This window comes from Microvirga sp. BSC39 (assembly GCF_000739015.1).
GTDB lineage: Bacteria > Pseudomonadota > Alphaproteobacteria > Rhizobiales > Beijerinckiaceae > Microvirga.
On the sequence record NZ_JPUG01000077.1, the window covers coordinates 93078 to 108949 of the forward strand.

Annotated in this window: 16 protein-coding genes and 1 tRNA gene; 11 read left to right on the forward strand and 6 right to left on the reverse strand. The window is 59.0% G+C overall.

Annotated features, from left to right (window positions below):
* Positions 1 to 40: 40 nt before the first annotated feature.
* Positions 41 to 712: a TerC family protein gene (locus tag MA07_RS22700; RefSeq protein ID WP_036357287.1), complete on the reverse strand. Its 672-nt coding sequence runs from the start codon at positions 710 to 712 to the stop codon at positions 41 to 43.
* A 433-nt stretch (positions 713 to 1145) separates the two neighbouring features.
* On the opposite strand from MA07_RS22700, the gene MA07_RS22705 reads away from it, so the two are divergent.
* The 4 genes from MA07_RS22705 (at position 1146) to MA07_RS22720 (ending at position 4552) form a co-directional block, all read left to right on the forward strand.
* Positions 1146 to 1814, forward strand: coding sequence for a tripartite tricarboxylate transporter TctB family protein (locus MA07_RS22705; RefSeq protein ID WP_036357296.1), 669 nt, complete (start codon positions 1146 to 1148; stop codon positions 1812 to 1814).
* A complete protein-coding gene (locus MA07_RS22710; protein WP_036357297.1) occupies positions 1814 to 3316 on the forward strand; it encodes a tripartite tricarboxylate transporter permease in 1503 nt (500 codons plus the stop codon). Before MA07_RS22705 ends, MA07_RS22710 begins: the two co-directional genes overlap by 1 nt.
* Positions 3317 to 3378: 62 nt before the next feature.
* Positions 3379 to 4353 (forward strand): tripartite tricarboxylate transporter substrate-binding protein, encoded by a 975-nt coding sequence (locus MA07_RS22715; protein ID WP_036357299.1) that lies wholly within the window; start codon positions 3379 to 3381, stop codon positions 4351 to 4353.
* A gap of 122 nt (positions 4354 to 4475) precedes the next feature.
* A tRNA-His gene (locus MA07_RS22720) sits at positions 4476 to 4552 on the forward strand.
* 535 nt (positions 4553 to 5087) lie between these two features.
* Here MA07_RS22720 and MA07_RS22725 read toward each other — a convergent pair.
* Positions 5088 to 5744 (reverse strand): hypothetical protein, encoded by a 657-nt coding sequence (locus MA07_RS22725; protein WP_036357301.1) that lies wholly within the window; start codon positions 5742 to 5744, stop codon positions 5088 to 5090.
* A 92-nt stretch (positions 5745 to 5836) separates the two neighbouring features.
* Between MA07_RS22725 and MA07_RS31260 the strand changes: the two genes are divergently transcribed.
* Together MA07_RS31260 and MA07_RS22730 are read left to right on the forward strand one after the other, a co-directional pair.
* A complete protein-coding gene (locus tag MA07_RS31260) occupies positions 5837 to 5968 on the forward strand; it encodes a hypothetical protein (RefSeq protein WP_280114255.1) in 132 nt (43 codons plus the stop codon).
* A 21-nt stretch (positions 5969 to 5989) separates the two neighbouring features.
* Positions 5990 to 6193, forward strand: coding sequence for a hypothetical protein (locus MA07_RS22730; protein ID WP_152568983.1), 204 nt, complete (start codon positions 5990 to 5992; stop codon positions 6191 to 6193).
* Between the two features lie 274 nt (positions 6194 to 6467).
* Here the strand turns inward: MA07_RS22730 and MA07_RS22735 are convergent, their stop codons facing one another.
* The 4 genes from MA07_RS22735 to MA07_RS22750 all read right to left on the reverse strand — a co-directional run bounded on the left by MA07_RS22735 (position 6468) and on the right by MA07_RS22750 (position 9219).
* Positions 6468 to 7433, reverse strand: coding sequence for a hypothetical protein (locus MA07_RS22735; protein WP_036357304.1), 966 nt, complete (start codon positions 7431 to 7433; stop codon positions 6468 to 6470).
* A 561-nt stretch (positions 7434 to 7994) separates the two neighbouring features.
* Positions 7995 to 8258 carry a hypothetical protein gene (locus MA07_RS29775; RefSeq protein WP_152568984.1) on the reverse strand — a complete coding sequence of 88 codons (264 nt, stop codon included), beginning with the start codon at positions 8256 to 8258 and terminating at the stop codon, positions 7995 to 7997.
* A gap of 67 nt (positions 8259 to 8325) precedes the next feature.
* Positions 8326 to 8982 (reverse strand): DUF2971 domain-containing protein, encoded by a 657-nt coding sequence (locus MA07_RS22745; RefSeq protein ID WP_036357307.1) that lies wholly within the window; start codon positions 8980 to 8982, stop codon positions 8326 to 8328.
* A gap of 24 nt (positions 8983 to 9006) precedes the next feature.
* A complete protein-coding gene (locus MA07_RS22750; protein ID WP_036357309.1) occupies positions 9007 to 9219 on the reverse strand; it encodes a hypothetical protein in 213 nt (70 codons plus the stop codon).
* 856 nt (positions 9220 to 10075) lie between these two features.
* On the opposite strand from MA07_RS22750, the gene MA07_RS22755 reads away from it, so the two are divergent.
* The 5 genes from MA07_RS22755 to brxC all read left to right on the forward strand — a co-directional run bounded on the left by MA07_RS22755 (position 10076) and on the right by brxC (position 15871).
* Positions 10076 to 10267 (forward strand): type II toxin-antitoxin system prevent-host-death family antitoxin, encoded by a 192-nt coding sequence (locus tag MA07_RS22755; RefSeq protein WP_036357889.1) that lies wholly within the window; start codon positions 10076 to 10078, stop codon positions 10265 to 10267.
* Positions 10268 to 10374: 107 nt separating this feature from the next.
* Positions 10375 to 10878, forward strand: a complete 504-nt coding sequence (locus MA07_RS22760) for a BrxE family protein (protein WP_160195480.1) — start codon at positions 10375 to 10377, stop codon at positions 10876 to 10878.
* 1 nt (position 10879) lies between these two features.
* Positions 10880 to 11665, forward strand: coding sequence for a DUF1819 family protein (locus MA07_RS22765; RefSeq protein WP_036357313.1), 786 nt, complete (start codon positions 10880 to 10882; stop codon positions 11663 to 11665).
* Positions 11646 to 12221, forward strand: a complete 576-nt coding sequence (locus tag MA07_RS22770; RefSeq protein WP_036357315.1) for a BREX protein BrxB domain-containing protein — start codon at positions 11646 to 11648, stop codon at positions 12219 to 12221. The genes MA07_RS22765 and MA07_RS22770 overlap by 20 nt, the downstream gene beginning before the upstream one ends.
* Positions 12222 to 12244: 23 nt before the next feature.
* The gene (brxC, locus tag MA07_RS22775) at positions 12245 to 15871 is read left to right on the forward strand and encodes a BREX system P-loop protein BrxC (protein WP_036357316.1); all 3627 of its coding nucleotides are present in this window, start codon (positions 12245 to 12247) and stop codon (positions 15869 to 15871) included.
* Position 15872 lies beyond the last annotated feature (1 nt).

Sequence of the window (15872 nt, forward strand, 5' to 3'; positions counted from 1 at the left end):
CGTCAATTGGAGATTGGAGGTCTCGGATCGATGCTAAGGCCTAGCCGGTGGCGCCGTTGATGAAGGGAGCCACCTCGACATAGCCCTCGTAGATCATCTTGAGCGCCACGTAGAGGATGATCGCCAAGCCCACATAGGCGATCCAACGGTAGCGTTGTAGCAGGCGGGCGATGTAGGAGGCTGCAAGGCCCATGAGGGCGATCGACAGCAGGAGGCCGAAGGCCAGGATGTAGGGGTGCTCGCGGGCCGCACCCGCCACGGCGAGCACGTTGTCGAGGGACATGGACACGTCCGCGATGATGATCTGCCAGGCAGCCTGTGCGAAGGTCTTGCGCGGAGCCCCGCTGGCGACGGTGCCATCCCTGTCGAGATCCTCACCCGCCAGAGCCTCCTCGGCCGCATGCTGCTCTTCCTCATGGCCCGTGCGAAGCTCGCGCCACATCTTCCAGCACACCCAGAGAAGGAGGACGCCGCCTGCGAGCAGGAGCCCTACGATCTGGAGGAGCTGGGTCGTCAGAAGAGCGAAGATGATGCGCAGGACGGTTGCAGCGAGGACGCCGAGCAGGATCGCCTTGTTGCGCTGCTCCTTGGGAAGACCAGCGGCGGCCAGGCCGATGACGATGGCATTATCGCCGGCGAGCGCCAGATCGATGCCGATCACCATCAGGAAGGCGACGACCTCGGGTCCAAAATACTGCGAGAGATCAAACATGCAGTGCCTCATATGTCGGTTTGCGGGCAGCGCATGCGAAACGTTCAAAGAGACGCATCTGGCATTGCCCTGCCGCGGAAATTTTCGAGGCAGGAGCCGAAATGCAGGCAAAACCGTCTGTTTGAACGAACCCAGGCCGCCCTGGTTTTCATCCAGTCCGACATCGCCGCTCCTGTGAGGAGCGACCAGAGGGGCCCGGCCTGGCTACGGGGTCCATCTAGACAACCCGGGTCCAGGGATCAAGTGACCTCCCATGGAAGGCAGCGTCTATCCTAAGGATGATGGGCGGTTTCCCTTCTGTCCCCTAGTTCCCAAGACGTATTGTTGAGAAGGCCTGCTTCAGGGAAACAGAAGCTTGATCCGGGTTGGTGCCTCAGGCCATATCGATTTGAAAGAACATTGGGCGCTCGAGGCGTCTGTCGGGAGGTCGTTCATGTCCACTCTTCACGAAGACTCAGGGCCGGCGGGGCCCGGCGGGCCCGTCCGCGCCCCGCAAAACGTGGCGGGCGGTCTGGTTCTGGTGGCGCTGGCGGCCCTGGCCCTGTGGCTCACGCGGGATCTCGACCAGGGCACCCTGAACTCCATGGGCCCGGCGATGCTGCCCCGATGGCTCGCCATTGCGGTCGGCCTGTCGGGACTTGCCCTCCTCGCCTTCGCGTTCATCAAGCAGGGGGATGCCCTGGAGCGCTGGAACCTGCGGGGTCCGGTCTTCGTGATCGGCGGGATCCTGGCCTTCGCGCTGACCATCCGCCCCTTTTCGATGGGAGGTTTCACAACCCCAGGGCTGGGCCTGCTGTTCGCCGGCCCGCTGGCGATCATCATCGGCGGCTATGCCACGCCCGAGGTGCGCCTGCGCGACCTCGTTGTTCTCAGCCTGAGCCTTACGCCCTTCTGCATGGTCCTCTTCGGCGATCTCCTCAACCTGCCGATCCCGGTCTTTCCGCAGGCGCTCACCGGGCTGTTTCCCCCCGACTGGTCGCAGAAGGCGGTGCTGCGGGCCACTGCCGCCATCATGGCCGTTGCCGCCCTGATCGTATTCTTCGTGACCCGTGGTCGGCGTCGCGGTCCGGTTGATGTCGCCGACCACAGCGGGAGAATCTGATGGGTGATCTGGTTTCCAACCTGAGCCTCGGCTTCGGGGTCGCCCTGACCCTGCAGAACCTTGGCTTGGCCTTCCTGGGCTGCCTCGTGGGTACGCTCATCGGCGTGCTGCCGGGTGTCGGCCCTATCGCCACCATCGCGATGCTGCTGCCGATCACCTTCGGGCTCGACCCGACCGGTGCCCTCATCATGCTGGCCGGCATCTACTATGGTGCCCAGTACGGCGGTTCGACCACCGCGATCCTCGTCAACATTCCGGGTGAGGCCACCTCCGTGGTGACGGCGCTCGATGGTCACCAGATGGCCCGCCAGGGCCGCGCCGGCGTTGCGCTCGGGATCGCGGCCATCGGCTCGTTCTTTGCCGGCACCGTAGCGACCCTGGTCATCGCCGCCCTGGGGGCTCCGCTCACCAGCCTGGCCCTGATCTTCGGGCCGACCGAGTACTTCTCCCTCATGGTCATGGGCCTCGTCTTCGCGGTCGTCCTGGCACGCGGCTCGATTCTCAAGGCCGTGGCGATGATCCTGGTGGGCGTGCTGCTTTCCACCGTCGGCACGGATCTGGAGACAGGCGAGGAGCGCATGACCTTCGGCCTGCCGTTCCTGTCCGACGGCATCGATTTCGCCGTGCTGGCCATGGGGATCTTCGGCATTGCCGAGATCATGCGCAATCTCGACCATACCGAGACCCGCGACGTGGTGCGCCAAGCCATCGGGCGTCTGCTGCCGAACAGGGACGACTTCAAGCAGTCCTACAAGCCAATCCTGCGCGGCACCTTCATCGGCGCAGCCCTGGGTATCCTGCCCGGCAATGGTGCAGTGCTCGGGCCGTTCGCCGCCTATACGCTTGAGAAGAAGCTCGCCAAGGACCCCAGGCGCTTCGGCCGGGGCGCCATCGAGGGCGTGGCGGGACCTGAGTCCGCCAACAATGCCGGCGCGCAGACCTCGTTCATCCCGCTGCTGACGCTCGGCATCCCGCCGAATGCCGTGATGGCCCTCATGGTCGGCGCCATGACCATCCATGGCATCATCCCGGGCCCGCAGGTGATGACCAAGAACCCGACCCTGTTCTGGGGCATGATCGCCTCCATGTGGGTGGGCAACCTGATGCTGCTCATCATCAACCTGCCGCTGGTGGGCATGTGGGTGCGCCTGCTGAAAGTGCCGTATCGCCTGCTGTTCCCCGCGATCCTGATGTTCTGCTGCATCGGCATCTACTCGATCAACTCGTTGCCCACCGACGTCATGTTCATCGCCTTCTTCGGGCTGGTGGGCTACATGCTGATCAAGTTCGGCTTCGAGCCTGCCCCGATGCTGCTCGGCTTCGTGCTCGGCAGGCTGATGGAGGAAAACCTCAGGCGCGCGCTCATCATTTCGCGCGGCTCGCTGGAAACCTTCATCGAGCGTCCGGTCAGCGCCGGACTGCTCGCGGTGGCCGTTATCCTACTTGTGATCGCTCTCCTGCCCTCCATCCGGAAGGGGAGGGACGAGGTCTTCACCGAGTAGCTTGCCTTCAACTCCATCTTGCCCACATGGTAGGCCATAACTTTTCCAAGGGAGGAAAATTGATGAAGAAGGTTGTACTGGCTCTGGCCGCAGTCGCCGGCTTAGCCGCAACGGGCGCCCAGGCCCAAGGCTATCCCACCCGTCCGATCACCATGATCGTCCCGTTCGCGGCTGGCGGCCCGACCGACGTGGTGGCCCGCATCGTGACCGACAACATGAGCCGGACGCTGGGCCAGCAGATCGTGATCGAGAACGTGGCCGGGGCCGGCGGCACCACGGGCATCACCCGTGCCGCCCAGTCTCAGCCCGACGGCTACACCATCATGATGGGCCACATGGGCACCCATGGCGCCGCACCGGCCCTGTACCCGAACCTCAAGTACGATCCGACCAAGGACTTCGCCCCCATCGGCCTGGCGGCCGGCACCCCGATCGTGATCGTGGCCAAGAAGGACTTCCCGGCCAACGACCTGAAGGGCTTCCTCGATTACCTGACCAAGAACGCCGACAAGGTGAACATGGCCCATGCGGGCGTGGGTTCGGTGTCCCACTCCACGGGCATCTTCTTCAACTCCGTGGTCAAGGCGAAGCCCACCATGGTGGCTTACCGCGGCACCGGCCCGGCCCTGAACGACCTGATGGCCAACACGGTCGACTTCATGACCGACCAGATCGTCAACGTGGCGCCGCAGATCCAGGGCGGCAACATCAAGGCTTTCGCCATCGCGACGCCCGAGCGCTCGCCCGTGCTGCCGAACGTGCCGACCACCAAGGAAGCCGGCCTCGAAGGCTACGAGGTCAGCGCCTGGAACGCGGTCTTCGCCCCCAAGGGCACCCCGCCGGACGTGGTCAAGAAGCTCAGCGACGCCCTCATGAAGTCCCTGGACGACGAGAACACCAAGAAGCGCCTTTCCGAACTGGGCGGCGTCATCCCGAGCAACACCGAGCGGACCCCGGAAGCCCTGCAGAAGCTCGTCGAGAGCGAGGTCGCCCGCTGGACCCCGGTCCTCAAGGCCGCTGGCGCGACGGCGGAATAAGCGTTCTCAAGCTTGAGCATGCGACGCGGCGGGCCTTGAGCCCGCCGCTTTCATTTCCGGAGCATCGGGCCATAATCAGGTCTTGAAATTGCTCGTCCGGGCGATTACACCCTGCCTCACGTGCAGCCGTAGCTCAGTTGGTTAGAGCACCAGATTGTGGATCTGGGGGTCCCCCGTTCGAGCCGGGGCGGCTGTACCATTTAAAATCAAGAACTTAGGCCTCGCAGGTTTGAGGGTCTGCTTACTAGGAAGTGTAGTTGGTAAGCAAATGGTAAGCGGATGCCTCGCTTCGCGAATGATTGGTTTCGTAGGGCAGCTCTATACCTTCGTAACTTTCAGTTCATTCCTTGCATTTTGACATACGGGTTCGAATCCCTCAGTCCCGCCATTATCAAATCCGAAGTTGTTCGAAGCTGTCCAATGGACGGCTTTCTCGGTCTGCGCTTTGATTTATAAGGGGTTGTGCTACTACGCTTGATCCGTCGGCGTCCGAAGCAATCCCCCTCACATCCGAACCGTTGTAGGAGTACATCGACTTCTTTGACTTCACCGGTGACGAGGCGGTCTAGATCAGGTCCGCGACAAGCTCGAAGGGTTTACGGCTCGATTGCACGCCGCCAATCAAGGTCACGAGGCCTACCCCGTTCGGAAGAGATGGCCGGAGATCCGATAACAAGCGAGGCGCCCAGGGGTGGGAGCCGGCGCCGACCTCTGGAGCCCAGCGACCCACCTAGCTACTCCGCCGTCGGGTCAAGCACGACCACGACCCCGTACCGCTGTGGCAGTCTGGGGAGCGCCTGCTCAAGCTCCTGCATCATGCGATCGAAGCATCGGCGCATAATGGGGTGCCGGGAGCCCCAGTCCAGCATCTCTTGCGGGTCACTGCCGAGAGGTCGATCAGCCGCATGCTTGTCGACAGTTGACGCCACGGGATAGCGGCCGGCCCACTCTGCAATATGGGTGAGCGCAAGGAGAACGAGCTTCTCTTGATGCGCAAGGGAAAACTGGGCCGCTTCAGCGAGCCGGACCAGTTTGTGTGATTGGAGGCGTTTACTGATGCTGCCGGGCACGATGAGCTCAGGATTGCGCGCTACCATCAACCCCTTAAGCGCATTCTCCATCGCGTAGGCATACAGGAGCTGCGCAGGCAGATAATTTGGCGGCAGGTAGGTGATCTCGGCATCAGCCGATCCGCTTGGATCATGGATGGCGGCCGCTTGCGCCTCCTCGCCAGCCTTGTGAACCGCGGCGAAATAAGGCTGCTCCTCGGCGAGCTGGTCGCGGAGGATGATCTCCGCTGCGTCTCGTAGACGCTCTGCGCTCAGGAACCAATTTCCGGGGGACTGAGCCGCTTTAAAGAAGGCGGTGGGGGAGAGTATTGAATCCAGCATGTAACCTTCCTTCGAGATCCCAGCATTTAACCGGTAGTCGCGCGGTCGTGAATCGAAACTAGAGCCTCCTGATTCAGACTTTTGGAGCCTAGATGGCCCGATCCGCTGACGCTCTCCGCGACGAGGTAATTGCCGCGATCCGCCGGCTGACTGTCGAGCCCGGCGTCAAGGAAGGCGTCCGCCTCGCGCGCGAGCAGTACCCAGACATCCCCGATGGCACCTAGGGGCGTTGGCGGCAGATGGCCGTGGGCAATGTAGCGGGCCAGCGGAAGGCGGCCGGCGATGCCGTGGCGGCGCTCTCTGCCCAAGTGCGGGACCAGATTTCGGCACCGGAGGCTTTAGCCACGCAGGCGGAGGCAGTGCCGGCCACGCGCCGGGCACTGGACTTCTTGCGGATGCTCGACGAGCTCGACGATGATGCCCGTTGCTCCGCGAATCTGCCACGATGACAGGTGCCGATGGAAAGCGGAAGGTGAAGGTTACGTTCGGTTTGCGAGATGCCCACCGGATGCCTTGCAATCTGATCCGGCTAGAATTGCAGCACTCAGGTCGGCGTGGAGTGTGAGCCAGATGCAGAGTTTCTACGACGCGATCGTTGCTGAGCTCGAGGCGGAGCCGCTTGAGTTGCAGCGCCAAGTGATCGAACGGCTGCGCCGCCTCAGCTCGGACGCAGAGGTGCGCGGCTTCTAACGAAGGCCGATCAGTCAGCTGCGGGAGCTTCCATCAGCTGCTGATCGCGATAGCGTTAATCTGACCGACGTATGTGAAGCTCTCAATCCTATCCAGCAGGTCGCCTGTGGATACCACAATGTAGTCCAGGACGATTAGGGTCTCCGCCTCTGTCAGCGACTTATCGGAGATCATGTTAAGAGGCGTCGAGTGAAGGAGTTTGCTCGTATATGGATAGAGAAAGCGGTAATGCTTCTCCATGCCAGCGTCCTTCGCGCGTTCGGCCCAATTCCACTTCTCGGACGCTAATCTGGTCAATCGTGCATCGAGCAGCGACGGCAGCACAGTCTCGAGTTCCACCTTGTGCTGAGTAACCTCGGCCAAGTGTGCCTCGTACTTCGGGATGATCTTCGTCCTCAGCAGATAGGCCTGGTAGCTGTACCCGTTCCAAGTGGCCGGTCCTGAAAACAAACTGAACTCCCGCCGGACCATATCGTCCAGCATGTCGCTTTTCGACCTGTGCGCTGCGTGCGCCTCTGCAATCTCATCGGGTAATGGGTTGTTGGCGACTACTTCGCCGAGCGTCGACATCAGAGCGTGGTCGTCAAGGCTGTCTATCGACTCGAATAGATCTGCCTCATCCGAGATCTTCCTGATCAGGCCCTCAAGGTTGCCGACTTGCTCACGAAGGAGCTGGCCGTAGAATATTAGGCCGTATCGGTGATCATTCTTCATGAGCCGAAGCCAGACCAAGTTCTCAAATATGTTTCGAGCTAAGGCCAGGAGCTCGAGGGTTTCATATGGCCCATCCCGTCGAAACAGACCCTCTAATTTGTCGAGCGTACCAAGGTGGGCAAGGTGAACCCACCATACGGCGGAATGGTTGCGGTCCCGCTCAGAGGAAAGGCCGAACTCGAGGAACGCCCGCTGTCCAGCAACGTGAGCCCGGATGAGCGGGACACGGTTTCGGAGGGTATCTCTAAACTCGCTTATCAGCGACTTCTCAGTTCTGGGGTTCATTTTGCACTCTTACCGATATAAGCCAGAGATAAAGCTTTACCTAGCCGTGCGCCATGCCTGTCCTGGCTGGCATGCGCCTTCTGCTGCCGATCTGGGAAGCGCCGGCGGCGAGCCCCTGAGCTTACCAACTCACTGGGTCACTTCCTATATTCGCCGGTGTGCTCCACGGTCCGCCGATCCTCCCAGGCAACAACCTCGTGGAGTGGATAGAGCACCCGGCCGCCCAGGCATTCCGCACTTCGAATGCGAGCGCCTTCGGGCGAGCCTGTCAGTCGAGTCCTGCTCAGGCGACTGGCGCCGTGCAAACCACGAGCAGAATCTAGAGCATCGGACGAGAAGTTGAACTCGGTGAGTTCTGTACCCCGCGATAGCGGGTCCATTTCGGAATCGGTCAAGGGTGCGTGCACGTAACAGTCCGATGCTCTAGGGCGCCCTTGCTGCAAGGGTTGCGCGGTCGGCGCCCTGTATGCTGGAGAGGGAGGCGTCAGCCGCTCACCATTCCATGGCATGAAGATCTGCGGTCGGTGCCATCGCTCGGCGACGCGACTGATCCGGAAACACCTATGCTTCAGCTGTTTCAATCGCGAGCGTGAGGTGATCAAGGGCCGGAACGCGAAAGGCACAAAGCCGCTCAAGCTGACGGCCCTGGACGCGCGCAGCGTTACATTCCAGCGGGTCGATAGGACCGTTCACACGCGGTCGATCGATCGGACCCTCGGCACTACCGAGGTGATAAAAGCGGTCCTTCATGGCGAGAAGCAGCATGTCCAGTTTTGCTTTTGCGGGGAGATCCCGGTAACCGACCGTGCGGACCTTGGGCTGCACGAGCTGGATCCGGTCGAATAGGTCTGGCGCTCCGCATAGCGAAAGGGCCTCTGGAGGGCACCGCTGCTCAGCCGCCAACCACCCCTAGCGCTTGCATGCTCGGCTGGAGCGACGGAGTCGGTCCGACGACGACGAGGATACCTTGCATCCGATCGAGCTCCATTGTCACAATCTCTATATGCCCGAACAGCGCCTTTCGCAGTAGTGCTGCCTGCTCATCCGGGACCATCGGACCAAGCAAGAGGCGGGAAGGCTTTGACGGCAGATCGAAGTATTGGCGGTCAGTGATGATCCGGTACTCCTCCTCATAAGCCCACTCCTCACCCTTCCCGTTGAACAAGTGCCTCATGTCCTCTTGGGTCTGAGCCTTCTCTGAGAAAATTGACGAGAATGGCGAGTAGGTGACTTTTGTCAGCTCCGGGTGGTCCTCTGGAATGTCTACCTCAATGGCAACGCCTTTATGGCCGTCGGCGTAGTGCGACCAAAGTAGGAAGTTTGTGGCCGCCGCCGAAAGCGACGCGATTCTGAACCCATTCCTCGCCTGCTCAATGCGGCTGACCATGATCGACTCGAGCTTGGATGGCTTGTTGCCGAGAAAAATCTCGTAGCGTCCCTCCAGCGGGTCATTCAGCGTCGACCAATGTGCGCAGTACAAGCGCTGGTTGAGTACGAGATCGAGTACATGCCACAGATTGGCAAGCGACTTGTATTTGTACAGTTTCATGCCCCACGTTCCGGTTCGTGACCTCTACCGGCGCACTTCCGCCAAGCACGCCCCGCGCAAATCAGGCCGGCTCACCGCATAACACATGCCGATATCTTTCCGCGCAATGGCTAGGAAGGCGTTGCGCACGTCGCTATTGGACATGGCGTAGCAGGGGCTGGCGTCGGTCGCGGCTGCATGGGTGGTCGAGATGGCGACGAACGGTATCGCCAGCGAGATTCGGTAGGCTTCTGTCATGGCGTCCCCCTCGCGAGCATCCTACCCGATGGCGTGACGGTGCGGAACTGCGTGCTTAGTGGCCTTGGCCGCACCCACAGTGACGCATGTTGTCTGTGCTAAACGACAGCCTGTCAGCCCGCGAAAAGGCGAGGTATATTTCTGGGTACATGGAGGGTGATTGCGCTTAGTTACCCGGAAATCCTTATGAAGAGCCAATTTCCGAGAACTCCGTCTCCGCCATCATTCTCGCGCAAGCTGCTGAAAATCGGAGATTTCTTGGTTCACGGTTGATATGGCCTCAACACAGGGCCGGGTTGTAGTGGCGCGTTACTCTCTTTATCAGGATATCAGCTGGCAAGTTTGAGAAATCGGCAGCGCATCTGACTTTATCAGTGGGTCCTTGGTTTGATGCCCAGTGGCTCATCACCTCAAATTCTTAACCCGCAAGGGTTTTGCGATCGGGATGTACTTTGTGCATCTTCCTAAGCTCATCTCAGCGTAACGCGTCAGTGAGAACATAAACTGAGCATACGCTGATGCCCCTGCCACCGTTAAGTAGAACATATTCCTAGAGAGCGCATCGTCGTGAACCTAGTGCTTGGCATTTTGCCTCGCGCCACGCAGCGTCCCGGCCCATGCGGGTCAAGATCCTTGGCGTGACGCCAAAAGGGCTCGGGAGCCCACCACCAGAGCGGTCCCTTGCTTTGCTGTTTCCGGCGCCGTTCCTTCGGTGAGAGGGCGACAGATGGCTCCAGACGAAGAAGGCTTATAAATTGTTGACGGTTGATCCATTCCGGAAAACCGTACCGCTTTGCAGTTGCGGGACCTGGCTGAAATAGCCATTGTGGACCAAATCCACGCTGGGATCAGCATTATGAAATCCATGTCGGCAAAGGACGCGAAGAACGCCTTCGGGCTGTTGCTCGATACGGCCCGCGCTGAACCTGTCACGGTCGAGAAACATGGGCGGCCAGTCGTGGTGGTTTTAAGTGTCGAAGAGTTTGAGCGATTGAAGAAGCGGCAAGATATGGAGAAGGCTCCGCGCAAAGGGGCGATCGATCGCTGAGAGTGGTTGAGGGGGAAACGCGATGCAGGCGAACAAAGTCGATCATAGAGTGAGAGGCTCGCGCTTACCTTACGCAGCTCGCCATTCGTGCTGGTAAGGAGATGGCAGTGCCAAACGACTCATTGAATGATCTTCTGAGAGTCAGACTTCTTGTCGGCTATCTCGGTGAGATCAATCAGTTTGGCTGGTGGAAAACCTCATTCTACCAACCGGCAAGCCAGGCGTTTCTCGAGCCCGTCTTTCCGCGCACCAGCCATATCGCCAAGTATCATGGCGTAGCTGAAGCGGCACGGCTCGCTCATGACGAGAGCCTAAGTGTCGGCTCGTATCACCTATTTCGGCTGCCAGAAGAGCTAGAGCATGACCTGCACATGGCTTTGGCTGGCGATGAGGGTAGATCGACTCAAGATGAAATCATCCAAACCAAAGACGTTGCACTGGATATGCTCCGCGCCATAGGCACAGCATCCAAAATCACCGCAGATGGCCCCATTTCTCTAGGAGCGATAGACGGGGTGCGCACGTCAGGTGTTATTGTGCGAATGGCAGCCATTTACGCGTCCGCGTACAAGAGGGGGATCAAGGCTTTTCCCTATTTGACGCGAGCGTGACGTGGCCAGCGTACAGTATACAACGCAGCTTCAGGCAGGACTGGGTTTGGTTGCTGAGACCAAGGCCCTTCTGGACCTTTGGCGCCCAGGAATGAGCACTAGGCAACTGCAAGAGGTTGCAAGAGAATCTGGGAGTTTTCCCACGATCACCGCGCGGAGGTTGCGCAACATCGTTAACGAGTGTTTTGCGCCCCGCTACCTCATTTCAGATGCGTCCCCAGCCGCTCATCTGAAAAGGCTAGCGGCTTACGTGCCCATGGCTGACCTCATGCAACTTATGTTGCTCTTCACAAGCAGAGCAAACCCTATCCTTGGAGACTTCATTAGGGAGATCTATTGGGCGCGTTATGCAGGCGGCTATCAGCAAATTAGCAACGAGGGGGCGCGCGCCTTTGTTGAGCGCGCAATTGACGATAATCGCACATCAAAGCGCTGGTCTGAGACCACCGTCCGGAGAGTAGCGGCCTATCTCACGGGTTGCTGCGCAGACTATGGGCTCTTGGAAAAAGGCGCCAAGTCAAATAGGCGAATTCTACCTTATCGCGTCACGCCCACGGCTTCAGCTTACCTTGCCTATGACCTGCACTCGAAGGGGCTTGGGGACAACGCCCTACTCACCCATCAGGACTGGCAGCTCTTTGGGATGAGCCGAGAGGATGTCATCGATGAGCTTAAGCGTCTGTCCTTGAAGGGCCACATGATCGTCCAGGCAGCTGGCGACGTAGTACGTATTGGCTGGAAGCACCAAAGCATGGAGGCGCTCTGTGATGTCATCTCTAAGAGCTGATTTTGACGAGCTGCGTGAGCGCATAAAGCAGGGCCGAGAACTCGGTCACGCTAGCTTCGAGCCCATATTCTACCTCGTCTTCCCGCCGGAACAGATCCTGGAAGTCAAGCGACAAACGCTCGCGTGGATTTCGAAACTTCGGCAGGATCAATGGGAGGTGGAAGTCTTCTCTATTGCGGAGCACTTGTGGGCGCTTCTTAGGGAAGATCCGTTCTGGGATCTTTGTGTGGCCGAAGATAAGACGGCGCCGCTCGACTGGCAGCGCTCCAACAAAGCCCTTGCAGATATAATCGCTACCGGCAACGGACTGCTATCGCGGCTGGAGGCAGTTCTGGCCAGATATGAAGGCAAAGCCAACGGCCTAGTCTTGGTGACAGACCTAGAAGCGCTGCATCCCATTATGCGCATCGGCGCAATCGAGAGCCAGCTGCAGGGGAAGTTCCACGTGCCGACCGTCTTCCTCTACCCGGGAGTGAGGACTGGTAAGACAAGACTGAAATTTCTGGGCTTCTACCCGGAAGATGGCAATTACCGCTCCGTCCACGTGGGCGGGTAAACAAACTACGCAGTGAGATGACCATGGCGATCCGCGCGCTTTTCGACCCGAGCAAAGACATTCAGAGAAGTATTGAGAAGGTTATCAGTTATGGCGCTTCGCAGGAAAACCGCCTCAAGGCGGAAATCTCTGAATATGTAGTCACAGAAAGCATAGAAGAGCAATTCCGTAAGCTGCTCGATCGCATGCAGTTGGCCATGGAAGCGGGCGGAGAGAACGAGATCGGCGTCTGGGTTTCCGGCTTCTATGGGTCAGGCAAGAGCTCGTTCACGAAGTATCTCGGGATGGCGTTTGATGACAAACGCACTATCGATGGAACACCCTTCATCAATCACCTTCAGGACCGGCTCAACAAGGCGCAAACCAAAGCACTGCTCGCCACGGTGGCAAAACGATTCCCCGCCGCTGTCGTGATGCTTGATCTAGCAAGTGAGATGCTCGCTGGGGCCACAATGGAGGACGTCTCAACTGTTCTCTATTTCAAAGTCCTGCAATGGGCAGGTTATTCTCGCAACCTGAAGGTCGCCGCATTCGAGCGTATGGTCGAAAAAGATGGCCGAATGCAAGAACTGGAGGAGCATGTCGCTCGCGCGCTCAAGGGTGCAAACTGGGCACGCGTTCAAAATAATCCTCTCGCTATCGACGGTCTTATTCCTAAGATTGCGCACGAGATGTATCCGGCGTTGTTCCCGGAGCCCAAATCCTTCTCTTCGAGCACCGAAGGCTTCTACGAATTTGAGGATCAGCGCGTTCAAGCAATGATCGACATCGTTCGTGAGAAGAGCGGCAAAGAGAACATCATCTTCGTCGTTGATGAGGTTGGCCAGTACGTAGCGTCGCGCGACAACCTGATCCTCAATCTTGACGGGCTGGCGAAGAATCTGAAGCGTCTGGGTGACGGCAAAGTCTGGATAATTTCAACCGCGCAGCAAACGCTGACGGAGGACGACCCTCGCGCAGCGCTTAATTCGGATAAGTTGTTTAAGCTGAAGGATCGCTTCCCGATCCAAATCGACCTTGAGTCAAACGACATCAAGGAAATTTGCTATCGGCGCCTCCTCGGCAAATCCGCTGCCGGGGCTGCTGAGCTTGGCAAGATGTTTGATACACACGGTCAAGCGTTGCGCCACAACACAAAGCTCCATGACGCTAAGTACTACGATGCAGACTTCAGTCGCGAGAGCTTTATTAATCTCTATCCGTTCTTGCCAGCCCATTTCGATATTCTGCTCCACCTGTTGGGAGCCCTGGCGAAGTCAACAGGCGGCATCGGCCTGCGTTCAGCGATCAAGGTCATTCAAGACGTTCTCAAAGGCGAAGGTGGATCGAAGCCGATGGCCGATCAGGCAGTCGGCTGGCTTGCCACAACCGTGACGCTCTTTGACGATCTGGAAAAGGATATCAGGCGTGCCTTCCCTTCGATCTATCAGTCGGTCGGTAAGGTACAAATCGAGTACTTTGGGAGCGATCTCCACCTAGAGGTGGCGAAGACCATCGCCGTTCTTCAGACCCTGGGCAACCTGCCGGTGACAGTCCAGAACGTTGCAGCTCTAATGCAGCCCAGCGTAACGGCGCCTTCTCGGCTTGAGGATGTCAAGAAAGCGGTAGATGAGATGCTCGCCAACGTGCGCGTGCCTCTTGGCGAGAAGGACGGCAATCTCGTCTTCTTAAGTGAGCGCCTGCGCGATATCGAGGAAGAGCGCGGCGGCATCGCCCTCAGAACCGTCGATCTGAAGAGCATCTTTGCCGCAAACTTACGTGAGGTGTTCGACCCCTTGCCGCGCCACACACTCCAGGGAACGATGGCTGTTGCGACGGGGCTAAAGCTCCACTCTGGGAGTGCCGTCACCAGCGTAGCGGGAGATCAGAACGCCATTCAGACGGTCGTCGAATTCGTTAAACCAGACGATGCAGAAGCGGCGCGCACGCGGATGCTCGACGACTCGCGGGGGCGCCAGAACCGCAACGTCATCGGTTTGGTTGCGCGTACCAACCCAGAGATTGATGAGCTGAATGGGGAAATCTACCGGTGTCAGCGCATTGCTGAGCTTCATCGCAATGATCCCGAGCAGGAAATCAGGGATTATTGTGCCGGCCAGTTGGAGCGCGCAGCCAAGTTGGCGCTCCAACTTCAGAGCAAGATTAAGCAGTCGTTGCAGGCGGGCTCTTTCATTTTTCGTGGAGAGGCAACAGCGGCCGCGGCGCTTGATCCCGATCTTCTAGATGCCTCCAAGAAGCTGCTTGCAAAGGTGGCAGCGGAGGTCTTCGACCGCTACGCAGAAGCCCCGGTTCGCGTCTCCACTGACAACGCAGAGAGATTTCTCAAGGCGGCGAACCCTGCCGCCCTTGCAAGCAATCTTGATCCTTTAGGGTTGGTGCAGACCGTTGCTGGTAAGGCCAGTTTCCGCACGGATCACCGCGCGATGACCAGCATCCGCGATTACATCGATCGCCATGGCATCGCTAACGGTAAGCGGCTGCTGGATGATTTCTCAAGCGATCCGTTCGGCTGGTCGCCTGATACGACCCGATACATTTTGGCAGCGATGCTGATGGCGGGTGAGATCAAACTCACTGTGTCAGGACGGGAGGTCACCGCGGCGGGCCCCCAGGCGATTGAGGCGCTCAAAACCAACAATTCGTTCCGACAGGTCGGCGTTGCTCTTCGCCATGAGCGGCCCTCGAATGAAACTCTAGGCCGAGCGGCACAGCGCTTAACCGACCTCATCGGGGACATCGTAATTCCGCTGGAGCAGGAGATCAGTAAGGCGACAGCCAAGCACTTCACGCGGTTCCAGCTAGAGTATGGAACTCTCTCGGAGCGCCTCAGCCGCCTCGGGCTCGGCGGTAGTGAGCGGGTGAAAGGCATGAACCAGGAGATTGCCGACATTCTCTTCACAGATGCGTCCGATGCGCCGCAGCGCCTAGGGGCTGAGGACTCATCGATTTATAACAACTTGAAGTGGGCCCTTGAGGTCAAACGCGCCCTCGACAACGGGCTCGAATCGACCCTCCGCGACCTTCAGGACCACTGCCGTGAGATCGGTCAGCTGCCTGACACCGGTATTCCCGGCGACCTTCGCCGAGATTCGGAAGATGCCCTCAAGTCAGTGACCGATTGGCTCGCAAAGGACGAGTTTTATCGTCATACAGCAGATTTCAGCACGCAGCTCACAGAGACGAGGGCGCGCGTAAGAGCTGCCGTCGCTACGCTGGCGGAGCAGCAGAAGCATCGGCTTAAGGACGGCCTTGATGATCTGCAGCGCGTTCCGGAATGGAATGAGCTGACTCAAGAGGAACGGAGCAACGTGGCATCAAGGCTCGATGCTTTGGAGCTCACTGTAGGACATGACCTCGCCGGATTGAAGCGGCTCTTGACCCGCGACTATGACATCAACAGCACAATCGATGACCTTCGCCGGTCTATTCAGCGGCAGGGACAAGAGCGTGTCCTGCAGCGCGTAGCGCAACAGCAGAAGGGTATGGCTGAGGACGGTCCCAAGAAGCTCACCGAGGCGGTTCCTCTGCCGGCGAAGCTGACGACTCTCGCTGATCTGGAATCGCTCATTCAGCGCCTCAATCAGCTTCGGGATCAGTTCGCCGCTTATCAGGATGTCGAGCTCTCGCTCATTATTGAGGGAGAGAAGTAAT

Coding starts and splice junctions, on each gene's coding strand:
- MA07_RS22755 (WP_036357889.1), top strand. CDS start 10,076: ATGAAATCCATGTCGGCAAAGGACGCGAAGAACGCCTTCGGGCTGTTG.
- brxC (WP_036357316.1), top strand. CDS start 12,245: ATGGCGATCCGCGCGCTTTTCGACCCGAGCAAAGACATTCAGAGAAGT.
- MA07_RS22700 (WP_036357287.1), bottom strand. CDS start 712: ATGTTTGATCTCTCGCAGTATTTTGGACCCGAGGTCGTCGCCTTCCTG.
- MA07_RS22715 (WP_036357299.1), top strand. CDS start 3,379: ATGAAGAAGGTTGTACTGGCTCTGGCCGCAGTCGCCGGCTTAGCCGCA.
- MA07_RS22725 (WP_036357301.1), bottom strand. CDS start 5,744: ATGCTGGATTCAATACTCTCCCCCACCGCCTTCTTTAAAGCGGCTCAG.
- MA07_RS22745 (WP_036357307.1), bottom strand. CDS start 8,982: ATGAAACTGTACAAATACAAGTCGCTTGCCAATCTGTGGCATGTACTC.
- MA07_RS31260 (WP_280114255.1), top strand. CDS start 5,837: ATGGCCCGATCCGCTGACGCTCTCCGCGACGAGGTAATTGCCGCGATC.
- MA07_RS22770 (WP_036357315.1), top strand. CDS start 11,646: ATGTCATCTCTAAGAGCTGATTTTGACGAGCTGCGTGAGCGCATAAAG.
- MA07_RS22710 (WP_036357297.1), top strand. CDS start 1,814: ATGGGTGATCTGGTTTCCAACCTGAGCCTCGGCTTCGGGGTCGCCCTG.
- MA07_RS22750 (WP_036357309.1), bottom strand. CDS start 9,219: ATGACAGAAGCCTACCGAATCTCGCTGGCGATACCGTTCGTCGCCATC.
- MA07_RS22735 (WP_036357304.1), bottom strand. CDS start 7,433: ATGAACCCCAGAACTGAGAAGTCGCTGATAAGCGAGTTTAGAGATACC.
- MA07_RS22705 (WP_036357296.1), top strand. CDS start 1,146: ATGTCCACTCTTCACGAAGACTCAGGGCCGGCGGGGCCCGGCGGGCCC.